Annotated in this window: 21 protein-coding genes; 19 read left to right on the top strand and 2 right to left on the bottom strand. The window is 34.0% G+C overall.

Features of this window, described 5'->3' with window-relative positions:
* The first annotated feature begins 107 nt into the window (after positions 1-107).
* The 19 genes from JN168_RS10600 to JN168_RS10510 all read left to right on the top strand — a co-directional run bounded on the left by JN168_RS10600 (position 108) and on the right by JN168_RS10510 (position 23,624).
* Complete coding sequence (locus tag JN168_RS10600) at positions 108-1,190, top strand: DEAD/DEAH box helicase family protein (protein WP_279525884.1); 1,083 nt, start codon at positions 108-110, stop codon at positions 1,188-1,190.
* Positions 1,183-1,857: a ComF family protein gene (locus tag JN168_RS10595; protein WP_232154833.1), complete on the top strand. Its 675-nt coding sequence runs from the start codon at positions 1,183-1,185 to the stop codon at positions 1,855-1,857. Before JN168_RS10600 ends, JN168_RS10595 begins: the two co-directional genes overlap by 8 nt.
* Positions 1,858-1,923: 66 nt before the next feature.
* Complete coding sequence (gene hpf / locus JN168_RS10590; RefSeq protein WP_042738226.1) at positions 1,924-2,502, top strand: ribosome hibernation-promoting factor, HPF/YfiA family; 579 nt, start codon at positions 1,924-1,926, stop codon at positions 2,500-2,502.
* Positions 2,503-2,797: 295 nt separating this feature from the next.
* On the top strand, positions 2,798-5,335 hold the full coding sequence (gene secA, locus JN168_RS10585; RefSeq protein ID WP_279525883.1) for a preprotein translocase subunit SecA: 2,538 nt from the start codon (positions 2,798-2,800) through the stop codon (positions 5,333-5,335).
* Between the two features lie 220 nt (positions 5,336-5,555).
* Positions 5,556-6,666 (top strand): peptide chain release factor 2 gene (gene prfB, locus JN168_RS10580; protein ID WP_107512795.1). Its coding sequence is split into 2 segments (ribosomal slippage): positions 5,556-5,627 and positions 5,629-6,666, totalling 1,110 coding nucleotides; the frame shifts between segments, so codons are not numbered across the junction.
* Between the two features lie 380 nt (positions 6,667-7,046).
* Positions 7,047-7,976: a COG3942 and LysM peptidoglycan-binding domain-containing protein gene (locus JN168_RS10575; protein WP_107580346.1), complete on the top strand. Its 930-nt coding sequence runs from the start codon at positions 7,047-7,049 to the stop codon at positions 7,974-7,976.
* 229 nt (positions 7,977-8,205) lie between these two features.
* Positions 8,206-8,847 carry a YfbR-like 5'-deoxynucleotidase gene (locus JN168_RS10570; protein WP_042738230.1) on the top strand — a complete coding sequence of 214 codons (642 nt, stop codon included), beginning with the start codon at positions 8,206-8,208 and terminating at the stop codon, positions 8,845-8,847.
* Between the two features lie 5 nt (positions 8,848-8,852).
* Positions 8,853-9,083: a CsbA family protein gene (locus JN168_RS10565; protein WP_107512776.1), complete on the top strand. Its 231-nt coding sequence runs from the start codon at positions 8,853-8,855 to the stop codon at positions 9,081-9,083.
* 305 nt (positions 9,084-9,388) lie between these two features.
* Positions 9,389-11,371 (top strand): excinuclease ABC subunit UvrB, encoded by a 1,983-nt coding sequence (gene uvrB / locus JN168_RS10560; RefSeq protein ID WP_042738232.1) that lies wholly within the window; start codon positions 9,389-9,391, stop codon positions 11,369-11,371.
* Between the two features lie 5 nt (positions 11,372-11,376).
* Positions 11,377-14,214 carry an excinuclease ABC subunit UvrA gene (uvrA, locus tag JN168_RS10555; protein ID WP_042738233.1) on the top strand — a complete coding sequence of 946 codons (2,838 nt, stop codon included), beginning with the start codon at positions 11,377-11,379 and terminating at the stop codon, positions 14,212-14,214.
* A gap of 459 nt (positions 14,215-14,673) precedes the next feature.
* Positions 14,674-15,609 carry an HPr(Ser) kinase/phosphatase gene (hprK, locus tag JN168_RS10550; protein ID WP_042738234.1) on the top strand — a complete coding sequence of 312 codons (936 nt, stop codon included), beginning with the start codon at positions 14,674-14,676 and terminating at the stop codon, positions 15,607-15,609.
* A gap of 3 nt (positions 15,610-15,612) precedes the next feature.
* Positions 15,613-16,449 (top strand): prolipoprotein diacylglyceryl transferase, encoded by an 837-nt coding sequence (gene lgt, locus JN168_RS10545; RefSeq protein WP_279525882.1) that lies wholly within the window; start codon positions 15,613-15,615, stop codon positions 16,447-16,449.
* A gap of 9 nt (positions 16,450-16,458) precedes the next feature.
* On the top strand, positions 16,459-16,932 hold the full coding sequence (locus JN168_RS10540; protein WP_042738266.1) for an acyltransferase: 474 nt from the start codon (positions 16,459-16,461) through the stop codon (positions 16,930-16,932).
* Between the two features lie 29 nt (positions 16,933-16,961).
* Complete coding sequence (locus JN168_RS10535) at positions 16,962-18,398, top strand: tetratricopeptide repeat protein (RefSeq protein ID WP_279525881.1); 1,437 nt, start codon at positions 16,962-16,964, stop codon at positions 18,396-18,398.
* 65 nt (positions 18,399-18,463) lie between these two features.
* Complete coding sequence (trxB, locus tag JN168_RS10530) at positions 18,464-19,408, top strand: thioredoxin-disulfide reductase (RefSeq protein WP_042738237.1); 945 nt, start codon at positions 18,464-18,466, stop codon at positions 19,406-19,408.
* A 422-nt stretch (positions 19,409-19,830) separates the two neighbouring features.
* Positions 19,831-20,757, top strand: coding sequence for an RNase adapter RapZ (rapZ, locus tag JN168_RS10525; protein WP_229367005.1), 927 nt, complete (start codon positions 19,831-19,833; stop codon positions 20,755-20,757).
* Complete coding sequence (locus JN168_RS10520) at positions 20,744-21,739, top strand: gluconeogenesis factor YvcK family protein (protein ID WP_279525880.1); 996 nt, start codon at positions 20,744-20,746, stop codon at positions 21,737-21,739. Before rapZ ends, JN168_RS10520 begins: the two co-directional genes overlap by 14 nt.
* Positions 21,740-21,780: 41 nt before the next feature.
* Positions 21,781-22,728, top strand: a complete 948-nt coding sequence (gene whiA / locus JN168_RS10515; RefSeq protein WP_042738240.1) for a DNA-binding protein WhiA — start codon at positions 21,781-21,783, stop codon at positions 22,726-22,728.
* A 176-nt stretch (positions 22,729-22,904) separates the two neighbouring features.
* Positions 22,905-23,624: an SAM-dependent methyltransferase gene (locus JN168_RS10510; protein WP_232154837.1), complete on the top strand. Its 720-nt coding sequence runs from the start codon at positions 22,905-22,907 to the stop codon at positions 23,622-23,624.
* A gap of 341 nt (positions 23,625-23,965) precedes the next feature.
* On the opposite strand, the gene JN168_RS10505 is transcribed toward JN168_RS10510, so the two are convergent.
* Positions 23,966-24,292, bottom strand: coding sequence for a putative quinol monooxygenase (locus JN168_RS10505; RefSeq protein ID WP_279525879.1), 327 nt, complete (start codon positions 24,290-24,292; stop codon positions 23,966-23,968).
* A 37-nt stretch (positions 24,293-24,329) separates the two neighbouring features.
* Positions 24,330-24,731 carry a cytidine deaminase gene (locus JN168_RS10500; RefSeq protein ID WP_229367013.1) on the bottom strand — a complete coding sequence of 134 codons (402 nt, stop codon included), beginning with the start codon at positions 24,729-24,731 and terminating at the stop codon, positions 24,330-24,332.
* Between the last annotated feature and the right edge of the window lie 166 nt (positions 24,732-24,897).

Genomic DNA, 24,897 nt, shown 5'->3' with positions numbered 1-24,897 from the left:
ATTGTAAACAATGTGAAACAACAGTTCAGCAACACTTTTATACGTATCGGTCGGATTGTCTAAATAAAGCAATTGTTTATTGTCGAAACTGTATTTCTCTTGGAAAAATGGATAGTCATCATCAAGTTTATATCACTGTAACAGGGCATAAAAAGAGTGAAGCAGCTTATGATTTACCTTTCAAGTTATCTCCCCAACAACATTATGCCTCTGCTGCAATTGTGACGGCATTAATGAAACGTCAAGCGCTATTACTATATGCTGTCACAGGTGCTGGTAAAACTGAAATGATATTTGAGGCGATTCATCAAGCAAGAAAACAAGGTTTAAATGTAGCTATCGTATCTCCACGTGTCGATGTGATAATTGAACTGCAAATCAGAATACGAGAGGCCTTTCACGATGAACAAATCGATGTGTTGTATCAAGGACAAAGGCAAAAATACGATGGACATTTTGTTATTGCTACTGTGCATCAATTAATGCGCTTTAAAGGTCATTTCGACTTTATTATTGTGGATGAGGTTGATGCATTTCCATTATCAATGGACCCTACACTGATGTCAGTCATTACTGCTGCTCAAAATGAAGATGGTAGTGCAGTTTATATGACTGCTACACCAACACCATGGTTAATCAAACAATTTGATAAATCACACATCATTAGATTGCCAGCGAGATTTCACCAATACCCCTTGCCAGTACCTATTTTTAAATACTTTCGAATTATCCCTCATAAAAAGCAATTTAAGTTTTTAAGTTTATTAACCCAACAAATACAAGCTAAACGGTATACACTTGTATTCTTTCATAATATTGAAATAATGGAATATATGTATCAAATTTATCACAAAGATATTGAAACGCTTACGACTGTACATAGTCAAGATCCATATCGGTTGGATAAAGTTGAGGCATTAAGAAGCGGACAATATCGTGTTGTATTTACAACGACAATTTTAGAGCGTGGATTCACGATGGCTAACTTAGATGTAATTGTTGTAGACAGTCATAAATTTTCAAGTAGTGCATTAATACAAATAGCTGGGCGGGTTGGTAGAAAAATGGCATCACCAACTGGTTTAGTCATGTTCTGTCATCAAGGTATTACATTTAAGATGATTAAAGCACGAAGCACAATTGTGCAGATGAATAAACTCGCACGTAAAAAGGGGTGGATTCATGATTAAATGCCTCCATTGTAGAGGTTACTTTACCGAACCATTAAATGCAGTTACATTGTTCAAACCAGCTACACTATTTTGTAAACAATGCACAAAACTTTGGGAAAAAGTGAAAATAAAAGATAATATAAAGCGTTGTTCGAGATGTTTAAAGTATTTAAGTACAGAAGAACAGACATGTTTAGACTGTAAATACTTAGAAAGCAATTATACGTTAATGGATCAATTATATTGTCAATTTCAATATGATGGCGTAATGAAGGATTTGATAAAGCGATATAAATTTGATAAAGATGTTGCCTTGTGTGAACAATTCGCATCAATGATGAACTTACCAAAGCAACACTATGATTTAATTATACCGATACCATCACCCAAGCAACGCGATTATCAAAGAACCTTTAATCCTATTAGGATGGTACTGTCACAAATGCGTATACAATATAAAGCAGTGCTTACGATGGATTATAGAGAGAAACAGGCGAATTTGCCAAAAAGTAATCGAATTAATGCGCGTAATCCATTCCATGTCATAGACGATATTGATTTAACTCATGCACAAGTATTGTTGGTAGATGATATTTATACGACTGGATTAACGGTGCATCAAGCTGCGGAAAAACTTTTTATTAGAAAAATCAGAAAATTCGATGTGTTTACGTTTGCACGGTAGCATAAACGTGGTATTATATGAGTAAGCAATATTACCAATATAGAGGTTTTAAAGGAGTCGATTACTATGATTAGATTTGAAATTCACGGAGAGAACCTCACTATTACTGATGCGATTCGCAACTATATTGAGGAGAAAATTGGTAAATTAGAACGCTATTTTAACGATGTGCCAAACGCAACTGCGCACGTTAAAGTAAAAACATATCAAAATTCAGCTACTAAGATTGAAGTAACTATTCCATTGAAAAATGTTACTTTGAGAGCTGAAGAACGCCACGATGATTTATACGCTGGCATTGATTTAATCAATAATAAACTTGAAAGACAAGTAAGAAAATATAAAACACGTGTTAACCGCAAAAAGCGTAATCGCGGTGAACAAGAAGTGTTCGCTTCACTACCAGAAGAAAATGAAGCTGAACAATTAGAAGCCGAGCCAATTGAAAATGATGGTGACGGTGATATCGAAATTATCCGTGCAAAGAACTTCAGTTTGAAACCTATGGATTCAGAAGAGGCAGTATTACAAATGGATCTTTTAGGGCATGATTTCTTTATTTTCACAGATCGTGAAACTGATGGAACTAGCATCGTATACAAACGAAAAGATGGGAAATATGGATTGATTGAAACTACTGATTAATCTTTGTACTTTCTATAAATGATTTGTACGCAGGGCGTTCATGATTATGTTAAATCGTGGACGCCCAATTTTTGTTATGTTACTATGAAATAATTTGAAAGTGAAATATAATAGTACATGCAAAGTTATATCAATGGGTAGTATTTAATTAAGGCAATACAATGATATTAATGAATTGACACATATATGTTAATAAAGTAGGAAATAGAGAGGTCTATAAGTGTAAATTTAGGCTTATAAATGATATCATAAATTGTTGTAAGCTAAGAGTTATTAAGCTAAAGGAGCGAACAAAATGGGTTTTTTATCAAAAATTGCAGATGGCAATAAAAAAGAAATAAAACGCCTTGGCAAATTAGCCGATAAAGTCCTTGCATTAGAAGAGGATATATCGATATTAACAGACGATGAAATTAAACAAAAAACGCAATCATATCAAGAAAGATTGCGTGGTGAAGAGGACATTAAGAAACAAAATAAAATATTAGACGAAATTCTACCGGAAGCATTTGCATTAGTAAGAGAAGGTGCAAAGCGTGTCTTTAATATGAGTCCATATAAAGTTCAAGTTATGGGTGGTATCGCGATTCATAATGGTGATATCTCTGAAATGAGAACCGGTGAAGGTAAAACTTTAACAGCAACGATGCCAACCTACCTCAATGCGTTAACAGGTCGTGGGGTACACGTTATTACTGTCAATGAATATTTAGCAAGTAGTCAAAGTCAAGAAATGGCGGAATTGTATGAGTTCCTTGGTTTGACGGTTGGTTTGAACTTAAATAGTAAGTCTACCGAAGAAAAACGTGACGCTTATGCAAGTGATATCACTTATAGTACCAATAATGAACTTGGTTTCGATTATTTACGTGATAACATGGTGAATTATGCTGAAGAGCGTGTAATGAAACCTTTAAACTATGCCATCATTGATGAGGTAGACTCAATCTTAATCGATGAAGCACGTACGCCATTGATTATTTCTGGTGAAGCGGAAAAATCTACTTCATTATATACACAAGCTAACGTTTTCGCTAAGATGTTAAAAAATGAAGATGATTATAATTATGACGAAAAAACAAAGGCAGTTCAATTAACAGAACAAGGTATCGATAAAGCAGAGCGTATGTTCAAAATCGATAACCTCTATGATGTTAAAAACGTAGAAATCATTAGTCATATCAATACAGCATTGCGCGCACATGTGACACTGCAAAAAGACGTAGATTACATGGTAAATAACGGCGAAGTATTAATCGTCGATCAATTTACTGGACGTACAATGCCTGGTCGACGTTTCTCAGAAGGTCTGCACCAAGCCATTGAAGCTAAAGAAGGTGTGACGATTCAAAACGAATCCAAAACCATGGCCTCAATTACATTCCAAAACTACTTCAGAATGTACAATAAACTATCTGGTATGACAGGTACGGCTAAGACGGAAGAAGAAGAGTTCCGCAATATTTATAATATGACGGTAACACAAATTCCTACCAATAAACCTGTACAACGTCAAGATAAACCGGATTTAATTTATATTAGTCAAAAAGGTAAATTCGATGCAGTCGTTGAAGATGTCATTGAAAAGCACAAACAGGGTCAACCGGTACTATTAGGTACAGTAGCAGTTGAAACGAGTGAATATATTTCAGACTTATTAAAGAAAAAAGGTATTCGACACGATGTATTAAACGCTAAAAACCATGAACGAGAAGCAGAAATTGTAGCAGGCGCAGGTCAAAAGGGTGCTGTAACAATCGCTACAAACATGGCTGGTCGTGGTACGGATATTAAACTAGGCGATGGCGTTGAAGAACTTGGTGGTCTTGCTGTTATTGGTACCGAACGTCATGAGTCACGAAGAATTGATGATCAATTACGTGGACGTTCTGGTCGACAAGGTGACAAAGGTGATAGTCGTTTCTACTTATCACTACAAGATGAATTAATGGTGCGTTTCGGTTCTGAACGTTTACAAAATATGATGAACCGTTTAGGCATGGATGATTCAACACCAATAGAATCAAAAATGGTGTCACGTGCTGTAGAATCTGCCCAAAAACGTGTTGAAGGTAACAACTTTGATGCACGTAAACGTGTACTTGAATATGATGATGTATTACGTAAACAACGTGAAATCATCTATACAGAGCGTAATAGTATTATTGATAGTGATTCTAGTGGTGAATTAGTCGAAGCAATGATGCGTGCTACTTTAGAACGCAGTGTACGTTACTATGTAAATGACGAAGAGGACGAACCAGATTACGAACCATTTATCAACTATGTGGATGATGTATTCTTAAGCGAAGGTGCTTTGAAAGAATCAGAAATAAAAGGTAAAGATAATGATGATATCTTTGAAATTGTATGGGCAAAAGTCGAAGTTGCATTTAAAGATCAAAAGGAAAAAATAGGCAGTCAATTCGCAGAATTTGAGCGCATGATTCTATTAAGATCTATAGATGATCATTGGACAGACCATATCGATACAATGGATCAGTTGAGACAAGGTATTCATTTACGTTCTTATGCACAACAAAATCCATTACGTGATTATCAAAATGAAGGTCACCAATTATTTGATACAATGATGGAAACAATAGAAGAAGATGTAAGTAAATATATCTTGAAATCTGTCATTACTGTTGAAGATGATATTGAACGTGACAAAACGACTGATTTCGGTAAAGCTGAACACGTATCAGCAAATGCTGAAGATGGTAAAGAAAAGGTAAAGGCTCAACCTTACGTTAAAGATGAGCATATTGGTAGAAATGATCCTTGTCCTTGTGGCAGCGGTAAAAAATATAAAAACTGTCATGGTGCTTAGGTGATTTAAGCGTGACAGTATGAAACCGGAAGCATTGATTTGTGATTATCAACTTCCGGTTTTGTTTTGAAAATGAGTGTGAGTTTAACATATAATAACCATGATGCTCGTATACTATTGAAACGGAGTGAACCATTTATGTAGCTTTAGTTAGCTTTTCTTCAATCAATTGTTATGTAATAGTAAGTAAATTTTCAATTATAATAGGAGCGATGTTTAGATGGAATTATCGGAAATAAAAAGAAATATAGAGAGTTATAATGAAAAATTAGAGCAACTTAGGGGGTCTCTTTGACTTAGAAGAAAAAGAGACGAATATTCAAGAATATGAAGAAATGATGGCTGATCCAACATTTTGGGACAATCAAGATAAAGCACAAGAAATAATTGATAAAAATAACGCTTTGAAAAGTATTGTTAATGCATATCGTGATCTAGAAGCACAAATTGAAGATATGGAAACGACAAGAGAATTATTACTCGAAGAAGAGGATGCAACGATGAAAGCTGATTTAGAAACGTCAGTCCAACAATTCAAAGATAATTTGGACCAATTTGAATTACAGCTCTTATTAGATGGACCATATGATGCAAACAATGCCATCGTCGAGTTACATCCAGGTGCTGGTGGTACAGAATCACAAGATTGGACAAACATGTTATTACGTATGTACCAACGTTATTGTGAACAACAAGGCTTTAAAGTAGAGATTATGGATTATTTACCAGGTGATGAAGCTGGAGTTAAAAGTGTGACATTTGCTGTGAAAGGTCACAATGCATATGGGTATTTAAAGGCTGAAAAGGGTGTACACAGATTAGTTCGTATTTCGCCATTTGACTCATCTGGAAGAAGGCATACGTCCTTTGCATCTTGTGATGTTATTCCTGAATTTAACAATGCGGATATTGAAATCGATATAAATCCAGACGATATCACAGTAGATACATTTAGAGCATCAGGTGCTGGTGGTCAACATATTAACAAAACAGAATCTGCAATTAGAATTACCCATCATCCGTCTGGAATTGTTGTTAACAACCAAAATGAACGCTCACAAATTAAGAACAGAGAAGCTGCCATGAAGACATTGAAATCTAAACTATATCAATTAAAATTAGAAGAGCAAGAACAAGAAATGGCAGAAATACGTGGTGAACAAAAAGAGATTGGCTGGGGTAGCCAGATTAGATCTTATGTGTTCCATCCATATGCAATGGTCAAAGATCATAGAACGAATGAAGAAACCGGTAAGACTGATGCAGTAATGGATGGTGAAATTGGGCCATTTATTGAAGCATACTTACGTAGTCAAATGGATCATTCATAATGCAATAGTTTAATAAATCATTTTATGCCTTATATACAGTTGTGCATCTTGCAACTGTCTTATAAGGCATTTTTATTATATAGAGGTGGCATTGTTGTCAGCAATAGTACAATAATTTATGCAGAAATTGATATGATGTTCTAATTATATGCTTCTATCATCTAGTTATATTACATGAGCTTATATATGAAGGGTGCAATTTTAGTAATATTAAGCTAGTAAAGCTAGTTATACCATAGCTTTCTTAAGAGATTTTATTTTACTGCATATAGGACTAAATAACCATTGTATTACAGTCTGTTAACAGTTCAATATGGCAAAAGTTTTTGTGCTATATTAAATTTGTATAATAATAAGACAGCAAAGGAATGAACATAGCAATGAAGAAAGGTTTAATAGTTACTGCATCGACGACGGCACTGTTTTTAGGTGTGAATCATATAGCGTCAGCGGAACAAATACATACAACATCTTCGGAGATGGAACTTACGCAAATTGCTGAAAGATTTGCTACCAATATCGATGAAATTAAGGCGCTAAACAATTTGGATGATAGTGTGACTTCTATTGCGACTGGAACAAAAGTGGTCGTGCCTGATCGTGATATCGTAGAAGTATTAAGTGGCGACACACTTACAAATATCGCCAATAAGCATGAGATATCATTAGATGACTTATTTAAATTGAATCCACAGATTACAGAAACGATTCATCCGGGGCAACTTATTGCTATATCGGAAGCAGGTTCAAAGCATTTATATAATGATGATAAAGCAAGCTGGGGGACACCAGATACATTACAACAACCAACAGATGAAAGTGATTCGCAAATATTGACACCGAATTATCCTCAGAATGATGTGGCTCAACCAACTCAATTTTCTAACTATCAATCGTGGAATAATGATGTAAATAGTAATTATTCCAATGCTTATCAATATGACGCCAATCATTATTACAGTGGACAACAAAGTATTGGCCGTAGTGGTGGCACTAATTACTATGATAATGGTCAGTGTACAAGTTACGCATTTGATAGACGTAGTCAATTAGGTAAGCCTGTAAGCAATTTATGGGGTAATGCCAATCAATGGGCAAATGCAGCTAGACAAAGTGGTTATGAAGTTAATCATACGCCAGAAGTAGGGGCAATTATGCAAAGTACATCTGGTCCAAATGGACATGTTGGTGTGGTAGAACATAAAAATACCGATGGATCCATTGTTGTTTCTGAAATGAATTGGCAAGGCGTCGGACAGAAATCATATCGTACGATACAACAACCTAGTGCGTATAACTATATTCACTAGTAACAATTTAAAAATAATTTCTAATATGAGATAAAGCCATACTGTTATATTACGGTGTGGCTTTATTTTAACGATAAAAATTTATATGAAATCTTAATAAACTGAAAAGATAGAAATTCTAAATTGCTAATTATTTGTTTAACAGCTATTTGATAAGACATTTTGATTGTTGAATGATATTATAAAAGCAAGTATAATCATTCATTAAATAAACTTAGGAGGCGATATCATGGGCGTACATCAATACTTTAAACGTTTATCTGATTTAGAAAAATTAATTCGATTACCAGGCCAATTCAAATACTTTGAACATAATGTTGCTGCACATTCATTTAAAGTAACTAAAATTGCTCAATATCTTGGAACTGTCGAAGAATATCATGGCAATGAAGTGAATTGGAAAAGTTTATATGAGAAAGCACTAAACCATGACTTTGCTGAAGTGTTTACAGGTGATATTAAGACACCAGTTAAATATGCGAGTGGAGAATTAAAAAAACTATTCTCACAGGTTGAAGAAGAAATGGTAGATCATTTTATTAACGAAGAAATTCCTGAAGCATACCAAGATATCTATCGTGAAAGGTTACAAGAAGGTAAGGATGATTCCTTAGAGGGTCAAATCTTATCGGTAGCAGATAAAATTGACTTATTATATGAAACATTTGGAGAAATACAAAAACGTAACCCGGAACCATTGTTTTTTGAAATTTATGAGATGTCTTTAGAAACAATTATGCAATTTGATCATTTAAGTTCCGTGCAAGATTTTATAGATAATATTATTCCAGAGATGTTAACTGAGAACTTTATTCCACGTGCCGAACTGAGAGAAACAACGATGACAATCCTAAATAATAGAAATGGGTGACATAGATGATTTGGTATATGCTTGCGGCATTTTTTCCATGCATATTAGTCGTACTATTTAGTGTGCTGACGAGAAATAAATGGGTCGGCACTATTTTGACACTCATCTTAATTGGGGCATCTGTTGCCAAAGGCTTTTTTCATAATGAATGGATCATATTTATTGATGTCGTGTCATTATTAGCGGGATATATTATTATCGATCAACTCGAATTTCATAAGCATGATGGTGATTAATGATAAGTTACAAGCAATCTAGTTGTAAAAATGACTTGTAAACTATAAAATAATTACCTTCTTAAAATAAATAAAGCAATAAATTAAGGCAAACATGGTAAGATACTATGTTTGTTTTTTGTTGTTTACACATGTTAAAATAACGAACAAACGTTTGTCTTTTTGTGCATAAATCTGTTAAAATATAGAATAAGGTTATACACTATACACAATAATTTACAATTTAGTAGACAAATCAATATTAAAGCATAGAACTTTGCGTTACATTTGTCACATAAGAAAATATATAGGAGGCGTGTGTCAACATGGAACACTATCCATTTAAACTACAATCCAATTTCGAGCCACAAGGTGATCAACCAGAAGCGATTAAAGAAATTGTCAAAGGTGTAAATGAAGGGAAACGTCATCAAACATTACTTGGTGCGACGGGAACTGGTAAGACATTTACGATGAGTAATGTTATCAAAGAAGTCGGCAAACCGACGTTAATCATAGCACACAATAAGACATTAGCAGGTCAATTATATAGTGAATTTAAGACATTTTTCCCTGAAAATAGAGTAGAGTATTTCGTAAGTTACTATGACTATTATCAGCCGGAAGCATATGTACCATCTACAGATACTTTCATTGAAAAGGATGCATCAATCAATGATGAAATTGATCAACTACGACATTCTGCTACAAGTGCTTTGTTTGAACGAGATGATGTCATCATAATTGCCAGTGTGAGCTGTATTTATGGTTTAGGTAATCCGGAAGAATATAGAGATTTAGTTGTAAGTGTACGTGTAGGTATGGAAATGGATAGAAGTGAGTTACTGAGAAAGTTAGTTGACGTCCAATATACTAGAAACGACATTGATTTCCGAAGAGGTACCTTTAGAGTACGCGGTGATGTTGTTGAAATTTTTCCTGCTTCTCGTGAGGAAATGTGTATTCGAGTTGAATTTTTCGGTGATGAGATTGATCGTATACGCGAAGTCAATTATTTAACTGGAGAAGTATTGAGAGAGCGCGAACATTTTGCAATTTTCCCGGCATCCCACTTCGTAACACGTGAGGAAAAGATGAAATCTGCAATACAAAGAATTGAAAATGAATTAGCAGAACGTTTGGAAGAATTGAGAGCGGAAAATAAACTACTAGAAGCGCAGCGGTTAGAGCAACGTACGAATTATGATTTAGAAATGATGCGAGAAATGGGCTTTTGTTCTGGTATAGAAAACTATTCCGTTCATTTAACATTGAGACCAATGGGCTCGACACCATATACCTTACTTGATTATTTTGGTGACGATTGGCTGGTTATGATTGATGAATCTCATGTGACATTGCCACAAATTCGTGGTATGTACAATGGTGACCGTGCACGAAAGCAAGTCTTAGTTGATCACGGATTCCGTTTGCCAAGTGCTCTGGATAACAGACCGCTTAAGTTTGAAGAATTTGAAGAAAAAACAAATCAGCTGGTCTACGTTTCTGCAACACCAGGACCTTATGAACTAGAGCACACAGACGAAATGGTACAACAAATTATTCGACCAACTGGCTTGCTTGATCCTAAGATTGAGGTCCGACCTACGGAAAATCAAATTGATGATTTACTTGGCGAAATTCAAGAACGAATAGACCGAAATGAACGTGTACTAGTTACGACATTGACGAAGAAAATGAGTGAAGACTTAACGACATATATGAAAGAAGCAGGAATTAAGGTTAACTACTTACATTCGGAAATAAAGACATTAGAACGAATTGAAATTATTAGAGATTTACGAATGGGTACCTATGATGTAATCGTCGGGATTAATTTGCTTAGAGAAGGTATAGATATACCAGAAGTATCACTTGTTGTAATTTTAGATGCTGATAAAGAAGGTTTCTTAAGATCAGAGCGTTCATTAGTTCAAACAATTGGACGTGCTGCGCGTAATAGTAAAGGTGAAGTAATCATGTATGGAGATAAAATTACGGATTCTATGAGATATGCGATTGATGAGACAGAACGTCGTCGTAATATTCAAATGGCATACAATGAAAAACATGGTATTACACCAACGACCATTAATAAACAAATCCATGACGTTATTAGCGCGACAGTAGAAAATGATGACACAAATGAAAAACAACAAACAGAAGTACCTAAGAAATTAACGAAGAAAGAACGCGAAAAAACAATTGCCAATATAGAAAAGGAAATGAAACAAGCCGCCAAAGATTTAGATTTCGAGAAGGCGACAGAATTGAGAGATATGTTATTTGAATTAAAAGCAGAAGGGTGAAGTATATGAAACAACCATCTATTGTAGTTAAAGGCGCTCGTGCCCATAATTTAAAAGATGTAGATATCGAAATACCTAAAGATAAGTTGATTGTGATGACAGGACTTTCAGGGTCCGGTAAATCGTCACTAGCGTTTGATACTATATATGCCGAAGGACAACGTCGCTATGTAGAGTCATTAAGTGCATATGCAAGACAATTTTTAGGTCAAATGGATAAACCCGATGTTGATACAATTGAAGGTTTATCACCTGCAATATCTATTGATCAGAAGACAACAAGTAAGAACCCACGTTCGACGGTAGCAACAGTTACAGAGATTTATGATTACATCCGTTTATTATATGCACGTGTAGGGAAACCAATATGCCCAAATCATGGCATTGAAATTGAATCACAAACAGTGCAACAGATGGTCGATCGTGTTATGGAGTTGGAAGACCGTACTAAAATTCAATTGTTAGCACCCGTCGTTTCTCATAGAAAGGGATCTCATGAGAAGTTGATTGATGATATTGGTAAGAAAGGTTATGTTCGTGTACGAGTAGATGGTGAAATTACTGATATTAATGAAGTGCCAGAATTAGATAAGAATAAAAATCATACTATCGAAGTCGTAGTCGACAGATTAGTTGTGAAAGATGGTATCGAAACACGTCTAGCAGACTCAATTGAGACAGGATTACAACTTGCAGATGGCAACCTCGTCGTAGATATTATCGATGGTGAGGAGTTAAAGTTCTCTGAAAATCACGCCTGTCCAATTTGTGGGTTTTCTATTGGAGAACTAGAGCCACGTATGTTTAGTTTTAACAGTCCCTTTGGAGCGTGTCCAACTTGTGATGGTTTAGGTCAAAAGTTAAAAGTAGACTTAGACTTAGTTGTTCCTGATCCAAACAAAACACTGAATGAAGGTGCAATCATCCCTTGGGAACCAACAAGTTCGGAATATTATCCAACATTGTTAAAACGTGTTTGCGAAGTCTTTAAAATAAATATGGATAAACCTTATAAAAAATTAACAGATAGACAAAAGGACATCATCTTATATGGTTCTAAAGGTAAGGAAATCGAATTTACCTTTAAACAACGTAATGGTCAAACACGTAAACGTACAATGGAGTTTGAGGGTGTAATTCCAAATATTAATCGTCGCTATCATGAGTCACCATCAGAACTAGTGAGAGAAATGATGAGTAAGTATATGACTGAGCTACCATGTGAAACATGTCATGGTAAACGATTGAGTAGAGAAGCGCTATCAGTTTATGTAGCAGGTCATAATATTGGTGAAATAGTAGAGAATTCTATTAAAAACGCATTACATTTATATCAACATATCGATTTATCAGAGCAAGATCAAAAAATTGCCGATCAAATCCTAAAGGAAATTATTTCGCGATTAGAATTTTTATATAATGTTGGGTTAGAATATTTAACTTTAAATCGAGCGTCAGGTTCACTATCTGGTGGAGAAGCGCAACGAATTCGTTTAGCCACACAGATTGGTTCTAGATTATCTGGAGTACTCTATGTACTCGATGAACCATCTATTGGATTGCATCAACGTGATAATGATCGCTTGATTAACACGTTAAAAGAAATGAGAGATTTAGGTAATACATTAATCGTTGTTGAACATGATGATGATACGATGAGAGCTGCTGATTATCTAGTGGACGTAGGACCTGGTGCCGGAGAACATGGTGGTCAAATTGTTGCAAGTGGCACACCAAAGCAAGTTATGAATAATAAAAAATCACTAACAGGTCAGTATTTAAGTGGTAAGAAACGTATTGAAGTACCAGAACAACGTCGTGAAGTTACTGACAGAAAGATAGAAGTTAAAGGTGCACGTAGCAATAACTTAAAGGGTGTAAACGTGTCATTTCCACTATCTACAATGACAGTAGTCACTGGTGTATCCGGTTCCGGTAAAAGTTCACTAGTTAATGAGGTATTATATAAATCATTAGCAAAAGAAATTAATAAATCTAAAGTTAAACCTGGTGATTGTGACGAGGTCACAGGTATTGATCAACTAGAACGAATTATTGATATTGATCAATCACCAATTGGTAGAACGCCAAGATCAAATCCAGCAACATATACTGGTGTATTTGACAATATTCGAGATATATTTGCACAAACAAATGAAGCCAAGGTTCGTGGCTATTCTAAAGGACGCTTTAGCTTTAATGTTAAAGGTGGCCGTTGTGAAGCTTGTAAAGGTGATGGAATTATCAAAATCGAAATGCATTTCTTGCCAGATGTGTATGTTCCATGTGAAGTATGTGGTGGTACAAGATATAATCGTGAAACGTTAGAAGTAACTTATAAAGGGAAAAATATTGCTGATATCTTAGCGATGACTGCTGAAGATGCGACTAATTTCTTTGAAAATGTACCTAAAATACATCGTAAATTAAAAACATTAGTCGATGTTGGCCTAGGATATGTAACCTTAGGGCAACCTGCAACGACATTATCAGGTGGAGAAGCGCAACGTGTTAAATTAGCTTCAGAATTACACAAACGTTCAACAGGTAAATCCATTTATATTTTAGATGAACCGACAACTGGTTTACATGTTGATGACATTAGTAGATTGCTTAAAGTATTGAATAAACTAGTAGAAAATGGTGACTCTGTCGTTATTATTGAACATAACTTGGATGTGATTAAAATGGCAGATCATATTATTGATTTAGGTCCTGAAGGTGGAGATGGTGGCGGTACAATTGTTGCCACAGGTACGCCTGAAGAGATTGCGAATGTTGAAGCAAGCTATACAGGTCGATACTTAAAGCCAGTATTAGAAAGAGATACAATCACATCTTAGTTCAACAATAGTAGCATATATCAGTGATATTAATTTATCGTGTATTCATATGAGGTCGATTGGATTATAATTATCCAATCGGCCTTTAATTATATTGAGCTATTAAATTTTGGTTCTATAATAAGTTAGACTGCTGATAAATTATTCGTAACAGTCGGAATCGACGAAGAACTTAAATTTAAAGGCGTGAGCTTTATGCTTTAATTTATTGGTTCAATACATAACGAATAGATTTCATTTAACTACTATAAAGCATTATAAGTTTAGGCTGAAATTTAGCGATAAAGCATGATTATAGAGACTTAATATCGTAATATCGCTAAACAGAAATGTAAGGTAGAATAGTATTGTATGAATTATTTTATTAACTACTACACTTTTTAATATGGATTATCAATGCTTTTTGATATGATAAATACATATCGCAAATGTAGGAGAAATATTGATAGAGGTGAAGCTATGTTAACTACGAAAAGCTTAGTCGAACGCTTTGAACTTGAAATTATTGCAGGTGAAGCGGGTTTAAATAAGCAAATTAAAAATACTGATATTTCAAGACCTGGTTTAGAAATGGCAGGTTATTTTTCTCATTATGCCTCTGACCGTATTCAGTTATTGGGAACAACGGAATTATCTTTTTATAACTTGTTGCCAGATGAAGAGCGAAAGGGTAGAATGAGAAAGCTATGTCGCCCCGAAACACCAGCTATCATTGTAACGCGTGATTTAGAACCACCTGAAGAGTTGATACAAGCTGCAACTGAGCTTGAAACACCATTGATTACATCAACGATTGCGACAACACAATTAATGGGTCGTTTGACAACGTTTTTAGAACATGAATTAGCTAGAACGACTTCATTACATGGTGTGTTAGTTGACGTTTATGGTGTAGGTGTCTTAATTACTGGTGATTCTGGTATCGGTAAGAGTGAAACAGCATTAGAACTTGTTAAACGTGGTCATCGACTCGTTGCAGATGATAATGTCGAAATTCGAGAAGTGAGTAAAGACGAACTCATTGGTAAAGCGCCAAAGTTAATCGAACATTTACTTGAAATTAGAGGTTTAGGTATCATCAATGTAATGACGCTATTTGGTGCGGGGTCAATTTTAACTGAAAAAAGACTACGTTTAAATATTCATTTAGAAAATTGGCACAAAGATAAATTGTATGACCGTGTTGGTTTAAATGAGGAAAAGTTAAAAATCCTAGATAATGAAATCACGAAGAAGACGATTCCAGTCAGACCTGGACGTAACGTGGCCGTTATCATTGAAGTAGCAGCGATGAATTATCGTTTAAATATTATGGGTATCAACACTGCTGAAGAATTCAATGATCGTCTCAATGCTGAAATTATGAGAAATGGACACCACAGTGAGGAGAACTAATTGATGATGAGTTTAAATTATATTGATCCTATTGCATTTGAATTAGGACCAATTTCAGTACGTTGGTATGGCATAATTATCGCTACTGGTATATTACTTGGCTATTTTATTGCACAGGCTAGTGTGAAGCGAATTGGTCATGATAAAGATACGCTAGTAGATATTATTTTTTGGAGTGCTATTGTAGGATTTATCGTTGCACGTATTTACTTTGTAATATTTCAATGGCCATATTATGCACAGAATCCAATAGAAATCCCTATGATTTGGCATGGGGGTATCGCAATACACGGTGGTTTAATAGGCGGATTTATTACCGGTATCTTTGTGTGTAGACATAAGAATCTCAATCCATTTCAAACTGGTGATGTGATTGCACCAAGTATGATATTAGGTCAAGGTATAGGTCGTTGGGGTAACTTTATGAATCATGAAGCACATGGTGGTCCTGTTGCTAAGAGTTTCTTAGAGAACCTACATATACCAAATTTTATTATTGAGAATATGCATATAAATGGTAAGTACTATCATCCGACATTTTTATACGAATCACTTTGGGATATTATTGGTTTTATTGTGTTAATCTTTATTAGAAAGCATTTACGTGTTGGAGATACGTTGTGTCTCTATTTAATATGGTATTCGATCGGTAGATTTTTCGTTGAAGGATTACGTACGGATAGTCTTATGTTGACAGAACATATTAGAGTTGCACAAGTGATGTCCGTAGTACTTATTATCGTCGGTATCGTGATAATGGTAATACGTAGAGTGAAATATAAGGCGCCACAGTATAAAGCTGTCGGACCTTTAGCTTGGCCAACTAAAAAGGTGAAGTGATGATTGTTTATGCGTAAGTTAACAAAGTTGCCATCCAAGGGGTCTAATCCCCTTTGGCAAATGTATCGATATGTCAAAGCCGTTAAAGTATTTAAGCAAACGATAGTCATAGAACTATGTCGCTATATGCCAAACTTAAAGGTTAAGCGATGGATATATCAGCATATATTAAAGATGAAGATAGGTACGAATACAGCCTTTGCATTTAAGGTTGTTCCAGATATCATTAAGCCGGAACTTATTACTATTGGCAATAATTGTGTAATAGGCTACAATACAACTATTTTAACGCATGAATTTTTAGTTGATGAATATCGCACTGGACCAGTTCAGATTGGTGACAACACATTAATTGGTGCAAATGTTACAATTTTAGCTGGTGTGACGATAGGTAGTAATGTCAAAGTAGGTGCTGGAACGGTCGTTGCAAAGGATATTCCAGATTATGCTGTCGCATACGGCAATCCAATGCAAATTAAATAATGAAACATGTAACTAGGAGGTGAACATAGATGGCGCAAAACAATAAAGTGATACAAATGAAATTAGATAGTCATTTTTATAAGCGATTAGCTGAACAAAAATTTCAACATCAAGATTATAAAAAGGCTGCAGAATACTTCGGAAAAGTGCTTGATATGTCACCCCATGATTTTGAGAGCAAAGTAAAGTATGCAGAAAGTCTTGTGAAATTGGGATTAAGTAATAAAGCAGAACAGCTTTATTATGAAAGCATTGCACAAGATGAAGACGTTGCTGATAGTTATTACGAATTAAGTCAGTTAAATATTATAAAAAATGATCCTAATAAGGCCTTCTTATTTGGAATGAATTACGTTATTCTTGCTGAGGATGAAGATTATCAAGAAGAATTAGAAGAGATGTTCGAAGTATCTTATCATTCTCCAGAGAAAATAGAAATTGAGAGTCAATTATTTGCCATACAATTAATTTTCCAATATTTATTTTCACATGGACGTTTAGTAGATGCTCAGAAATATTTGTTAAGGCAAAGTGACACACTTCAAGCACATCGAGTACTACGTAATTTACTTGCAATGTGCTATTTATATCTCAATAAATATGATACGGCACGGGAAATGTTTGAACAATTACTAGCTGAAGATAACACCGATGTACACGCACTCTGCCATTACACGTTGTTACTGTACAATACAAATGATGTAGAAAAGTATGAACGCTATTTAAATTTATTGAATAAAGTCGCACCGATGAATGAAGATGAATCGTTTAAACTCGGTATCGTTCTTTGTTATTTAAAGCAATACGAAGCTTCGCAAAGTGTGCTCTTACCTCTATATAAAAAAGGCAAATTTCTTTCAATTCAAATGTATAATGCACTCAGTTTTAATTATTACCATTTAAATAATATTGAAGAAAGTAAATATTTTTGGTCAAAATTACAAGATATTGCACAAGTTGACGTTGGCTATGCACCGTGGGTCATTGCCGAAAGTAAAGTATATTTTGATGAACAAATTTTACCACTGTTAATGAATGATGATAATCACCATAGATTATATGGTATTTTTTTATTGAATCAATTAAGGGGTAAGGAAGTATTTATGACCGAAGAAATTTGGTCTGTATTAGAAACAATGAATGATTATGAGAAGTTATATCTAACTTATTTAATTCAAGATTTAAAATTAACTAAATTAGATTTCATTCACAAAGGCCTACTGATGATGTACAATGTGGAAGCATTAAAAAATAATGAAATGTTATTTATTATTTGGATTGACCAAGCAGAAGCAATTATTGCCGAACAATCAGATTTAACAGACGTAAATGCTTATGTTGCAGCTTATGTGTATATGCATTATAGAGCTTCTGAGCAAAAGGTCACAAAGCAACAAGTCTGTGACTGGTTTGAAATTTCTAATTATAAATTAAATAAAACCATAGATTATTTATTGAGCATATAAGTTTAATAAAATCAAGAAATCATATATAATGCGCATAATGAATTAATAAACAGGAGGCAATTTAAATGGCTGAACAAGTGGATTTTGATGTTGCAATTATTGGTGCTGGACCAGCAGGTATGACTGCAGCAGTTTATGCATCTCGTGCAAATTTAAGCACTGTTATGATAGAGCGTGGTATGCCAGGTGGACAAATGGCGAATACGGAAGAAGTTGAAAATTTCCCAGGTTTCGAAATGGTAACTGGACCAGATTTATCAACAAAAATGTTCGAACATGCTAAAAAATTTGGTGCAAAATACCAATATGGCGATATTAAATCAATTGAAGATAAAGGCGACTATAAAGTCATCAATTTAGGTAATAGCGAAATTACAGCACGTGCTGTTATTATTTCAACAGGTGCAGAATATAAGAAAATCGGTGTTCCTGGCGAACAAGAATTAGGTGGCCGCGGTGTAAGTTATTGTGCCGTATGTGATGGTGCATTTTTCAAAGGCAAAAAATTATTCGTTATCGGTGGCGGTGACTCAGCAGTTGAGGAAGGTACTTTCTTAACTAAATTTGCAGATAGTGTGACAATCGTTCACCGTAGAGATGAACTACGCGCACAAAAAATCTTACAAGATCGTGCATTTAAAAACGACAAAATTGACTTTATCTGGAGTCACACACTGAAAACAATCAATGAAAAAGATGGTAAAGTAGGGTCAGTAACATTAGAATCAACTAAAGATGGTGCTGAACAAACATTAGACGCAGACGGTGTGTTTGTTTATATCGGTATGAAACCACTAACTGCGCCATTTGAAAATTTAGGCATTACAAACGAAGTTGGATATATCGTAACAAATGAAGATATGAGTACAAGCATTCCTGGTGTTTATGCAGCAGGAGATGTTCGTGATAAAGGTTTACGTCAAATCGTTACTGCAACTGGCGACGGTAGTATTGCTGCACAAAGTGCCATTGCATATATCGAACACTTAATGGATACAATTGAAGCATAATTAATATAATTCGCAGTACACGAACAATAAAATAATAATTCAGTCATAGCTAGAATGTTTATCACATAGAATTAATGGTGAATATAACATTCTAGCTTTTTTACGCATGTATATAGAGATATGAAAGAGGTTAATAAAAAGTTTATTATTGTTATCTTTAAAGTTATTTGGGAAAAGAAATAGCATAAGATTTTTCACACAAAAACATATTATTTAAAAAATGATAAGTACATAAAGACGGAGTCGTTAAAATGTGGTTTAATAATTAAGATAATAAACTATTACCTATGTGGTTTTTAATGTAAAATATAATATGATAGCATGATTAATATTAGTTGATTTTATACAACGACAATATGGTTGATAAGATTGTCATCTATAGTGAAGTGTAATAGAAAATATGTAACGGATGGTGTGAAGATATGCAACATGGAGAAAAGGAAACAATTAAAAGTGAATTATTGGTTGTAACAGGCTTATCAGGTGCTGGTAAATCAGTCGTTATACAAAGTTTAGAAGATATTGGATATTTTTGTGTTGATAATTTGCCACCCATTTTGTTACCAAAATTTGTTGAATTGATGGAACAGGGAAATCCATCATTACAAAAGGTTGCAATAGCAATTGATTTGAGAGGAAAAGAACTTTTTAAATCATTGATTCAAGAAATAGATCAAATAAAGAGCAATACTAATTTAATTGTCGATTTAATATTCTTAGAAGCTTCAAATGAAAAGCTAATTTCTCGATACAAAGAAACACGCAGAGCTCATCCATTAAATGAAAATGGACAACGTTCACTCATAGAATCTATAGATGAAGAGCGATATCTTTTAAATGAAATAAAAAGTTTAGCTAATTATACGATAGATACATCTTATATGAAGCCAAAGGAACTGCGTAAAAGGGTTGAAGACTACTTTAATCGCAATGATATAGATACCTTTAATATCAGTGTGACAAGTTTTGGATTTAAGCATGGTATTCAAATGGATGCAGACTTAGTCTTTGACGTACGTTTCCTACCTAATCCTCATTATGTTGACGAACTCAGACCGCTTACTGGTGAAGATGAGCCTGTATACAATTATGTGATGAAATGGAAAGAGACAAATATTTTCTTTGAGAAATTAATGGATTTACTAAAATTTATGATCCCTGGCTATAAAAAGGAAGGGAAATCACAATTAGTTATCGCAATTGGTTGTACAGGTGGTCAACATAGGTCTGTTGCTTTAGCAAAGCGTATAGGAGCAGATTTGCAAGATAGCTTTGACTATAATGTCTATGTGCACCATCGTGATGCACATGTTGAAAGTGGCGTGAGAAATAAAAATGAGAAAAATTAAACTTGTACTCATCGGAGGTGGCACAGGTTTATCCGTACTAGCACGTGGCTTAAGAGATTACCAAATTGATATAACTACGATAGTAACTGTAGCTGATGATGGTGGTAGTACAGGTAAGATTAGAAATGAAATGGATATTCCTGCGCCTGGAGATATTCGAAATGTAATTTCAGCATTAAGCGAAACAGAAACAACGTTAAATCAACTATTTCAATATCGTTTTAAAGAGAATCAAGTCGAAGGACATGCATTGGGTAATTTAATTATTGCTGCTTTGACAAATATTACTGATGATTTTGGTCATGCGGTAAAGTTATTGAGTGAAATTTTAAATATAAAGGGTCGAGTGATTCCGTCTACGAATACCAGTGTACGTTTAAATGCAGTGATGGAGGATGGTGAAGTTGTTTATGGTGAGTCAGAAATACCAAAAAAGAATAAAAGGATTAAGCGTGTATTTTTAGAGCCTGAAGATGTAGAGCCTATGGAAGAAGCGGTTAGGGCATTAGAAGATGCTGATTTAATTGTACTTGGTCCTGGTTCGCTGTATACGAGCGTGATTTCCAATCTATGTGTCAAAGGTATTAGTAAAGCTTTATTACAAAGTGAAGCACCAAAATTATATGTATCTAATGTGATGACACAACCTGGTGAAACAACAGGTTACACTGCAGAAGATCATGTTAAAGCGATACATGAACACATTGGTAAAAGATGCATTGATTATGCAATTTGTGGGCCACAAACCTATAATGAAGAAGTGTTGAGACGTTACAGGGAGGAAAATGCTAAACCTGTACATTGCGATATTCAAGAAATGGAAAAATTAGGTATCAAAGTGATGACACACCCAGATTTAATTGAAATTTCAACTCAAAATTATGTACGACATAATTATGAAATTTTAGCTAAAATGATTTATGAAATCGCAATTAACGAAACAGAAACAATTGAATTTAATAGAGATGAAAAGACTAAATAAATATTACTAAAGTGATTTAGTAAGGAAAGGACTGATAAACAATGAGCTTTGCATCCGATATGAAAAATGAACTCACGAGAATAGAAGTTGATGAAGCGAATGCAAAAGCAGAGCTCAGTGCACTTATTCGTATGAATGGTGCGCTCAGTCTTGCCAATCAGCAATTTGTCATAAATGTTCAAACAGAAAATGCCACGACGGCACGCCGTATTTATTCTTTAATTAAAAAGGTATTCGGTGTTGAAGTAGAACTACTTGTTAGAAAAAAAATGAAGCTAAAGAAGAATAACATTTATATTTGTCGTATCAAATCACAATCTAGAGAGATATTGAATGATTTAGGTATCTTAAAGGATGGCGTATTTACTAGAGAAATTGATGAGTCTATGATTCAAGATGATGAAATGAAACGCAGTTATTTAAGAGGGGCCTTTTTAGCAGGAGGCTCTGTAAATAATCCAGAAACGTCTTCATATCATTTAGAAATTTTTTCATTATATGAAGATCATTCAGAAGGCTTAACACAATTAATGAATAATTATGAATTGAATGCGAAACATTTAGAACGTAAAAAGGGTAGCATTGCCTATTTAAAAGAAGCAGAAAAAATATCTGATTTCCTAAGCCTAATCGGAGGATTCCAAGCATTATTAAAATTTGAGGATGTCCGTATCGTCAGAGATATGAGAAATTCAGTAAATCGTTTAGTTAACTGTGAAACAGCTAATTTAAATAAAACTGTAAGTGCTGCAATGAAACAAGTTGAAAGCATACAGCTGATTGATGAGGAAATTGGGCTGGATAATTTGCCAGAAAGATTAAGAGAGATTGCTAAATTAAGAGTAGAACATCAAGATGTATCTTTAAAGGAATTAGGTGAAATGATGTCTACAGGTACGATTTCAAAATCAGGTGTGAATCACCGCTTAAGAAAATTAAACGAAATGGCTGATAAAATTCGAAGCGGAGAACCATTAGAATTGAAATAGTAGATATGTATGAAACTTTTAAAGAAATTATTATAAACTAACAACAGTATAAATTTAGAGTTCACTCATTAATAAGTGAACTCTTTTTTATTTAATCACTTATTTCAGAATATTCTAATAAATGTTAAGTTAAAAGATGGATATATGAAATCAATTTTGTGAAGGATGTGTTTTGTTTGAGCGTAAATACAGATCGGTTAAGTCTAGATAGAATTATATTTATTGGACGTACGTTTGATGAATATATGAAAATGTTTAATTTAAATGCGTCAGAATTAAAGGGGAAGAATATACTTGATTGTCCAGCAGGTGCATGTGCTTTTGGGTCTCAAATGAAATCGTCTTCAATAAATATTAAATCATGTGACATAGCTTATTATTTTGATAAACAATCATTATATAAGAAAGGGCAACAAGATATTGAACATGCGATAGAAAATATAGAGAAAGCAAAGCATCTTTATAATTGGACATATTTTAAGAATACACAAGAATTAAAAAATTCGCGCATCCAAGCATTAGAGAATTGTTATTCGGATATGGTCATTAATAAGGAAGATTATATAGCCGCGAAGTTGCCTGTTCTGCCATTTGCAGATCATAGTTTTGATATTTTATTATCTGCACATTTTTTATTTATGTACGCTGACCAGTTAGATTATGAATTTCATCGTGCTTGCATTAATGAAATGCTTCGAGTGTCAAAGAATGAAATTAGAATTTTTCCTATAGTTGATTTAAAAGGTGAGCAATACCAATATCTATCTGAGATTTTGAGCTATATTTCAGATTTAGGTCATGAGACAGAACTGATTAAAGTTGATTATGAATTTCAAAAAAATGCGCATACTATGATGAAAATTACAATAAGAGGTAATGAAAAAGTTGAGCTATAACATAACACAGAATTATAACCATAATAATTAGAAAATGAAATTGATAGTTTATGCTGTAAAAAGTTTACTATTATCAAACTGATATAAGTTGTGAAAGTCGGACTGATATTTTTGTTGAAAATAATTAAAAAAATAGCATTATAAAATCATATTAAAAAAGACAAAGTGATAATCATTAAGTTAACACTTTGTCTTATTGTTGCTTGCATGTTTAGGATAAGATGTAGTTCAGAACGCACCTCTTAATACTGCCATTAGAAGTCGCGAAATGCGCAGTCAATCAATGAAGTTGATGTATATGATGATTTTTTGCGGTAAGTCACTTTTGCGTAAAGTTACGATTACTTTCTTAAAAAATGATCATCATTCTGTGAACTATTATCTTCTTTGTAACATTCCATTTTCATATGTAAATCATATTTATCTCGTAATGCAGCAATTTCTTTCATCATATCTGAAGCATGATGCTTATCCAATGCTTCTTGATTTATCCAACTATCTATCAGTAACACAGTTTCAGGATCTTCATAAGATAAGAAATAATCATATTTTAAATTACCAGGTTGCGCTTTAATTCTTGCTACAATTCCTTCATTAATCATAGCTTCGATAAAGCGTTTTGCGCTTCCATTTTTACCAGTATAATATAAATTTACGGTTAAACTCATTTTAAAAATCTCCTATCTAAATGCATTAATTAAATATTTAATCGTAATATGCTTGTGACCAATGATAAGGTTGTAATTCTTTAAGTGTAACAAATGTTAGAGTAAAGTTTTTGTCAGTAACAGCTGCTTTAATTTCACTACCCCAATATTTTAAGCGCTCTTGACAAGTACCACAAGGTGTAAGAATCTTAAACTGACTTTGTTCATCATCTCTTACAACACAAATTGTATGTGTGATTGGATCATTATTTTTATGTGCTTCCAAAATGGCACCAGTTTCAATACATAAATTCGTAGATGCATTTATAACTTCAGGTGCTATTGAAGTGTAGATATTGCCATTTAGTGAATACATAGCTGCCGCACCACCCCAACCATTCGGATATCTAAGTTCGATTAAAGACTTAGCAGCTTCAAAAAGTTGTTTTTCTATAGACATGTTTTTCCTCCTGTGTAAATGACTGAAAATTCAGAAATTATTACTTGTTATTATATAACATTAATATTAATTATTGAATCCCAAAAAGTCTCTGAAATATTGTAGAATATAGTACATTATTGATAGATAATATAAAAAGAACCCCATCATTATGGGGTTCTTTATC

It is taken from the genome of Staphylococcus gallinarum, assembly GCF_029774255.1.
Taxonomy (GTDB): domain Bacteria; phylum Bacillota; class Bacilli; order Staphylococcales; family Staphylococcaceae; genus Staphylococcus; species Staphylococcus gallinarum.
Note: the sequence above shows the minus strand (reverse complement) of the source record. Positions and strands in the feature narration are given on the sequence as shown.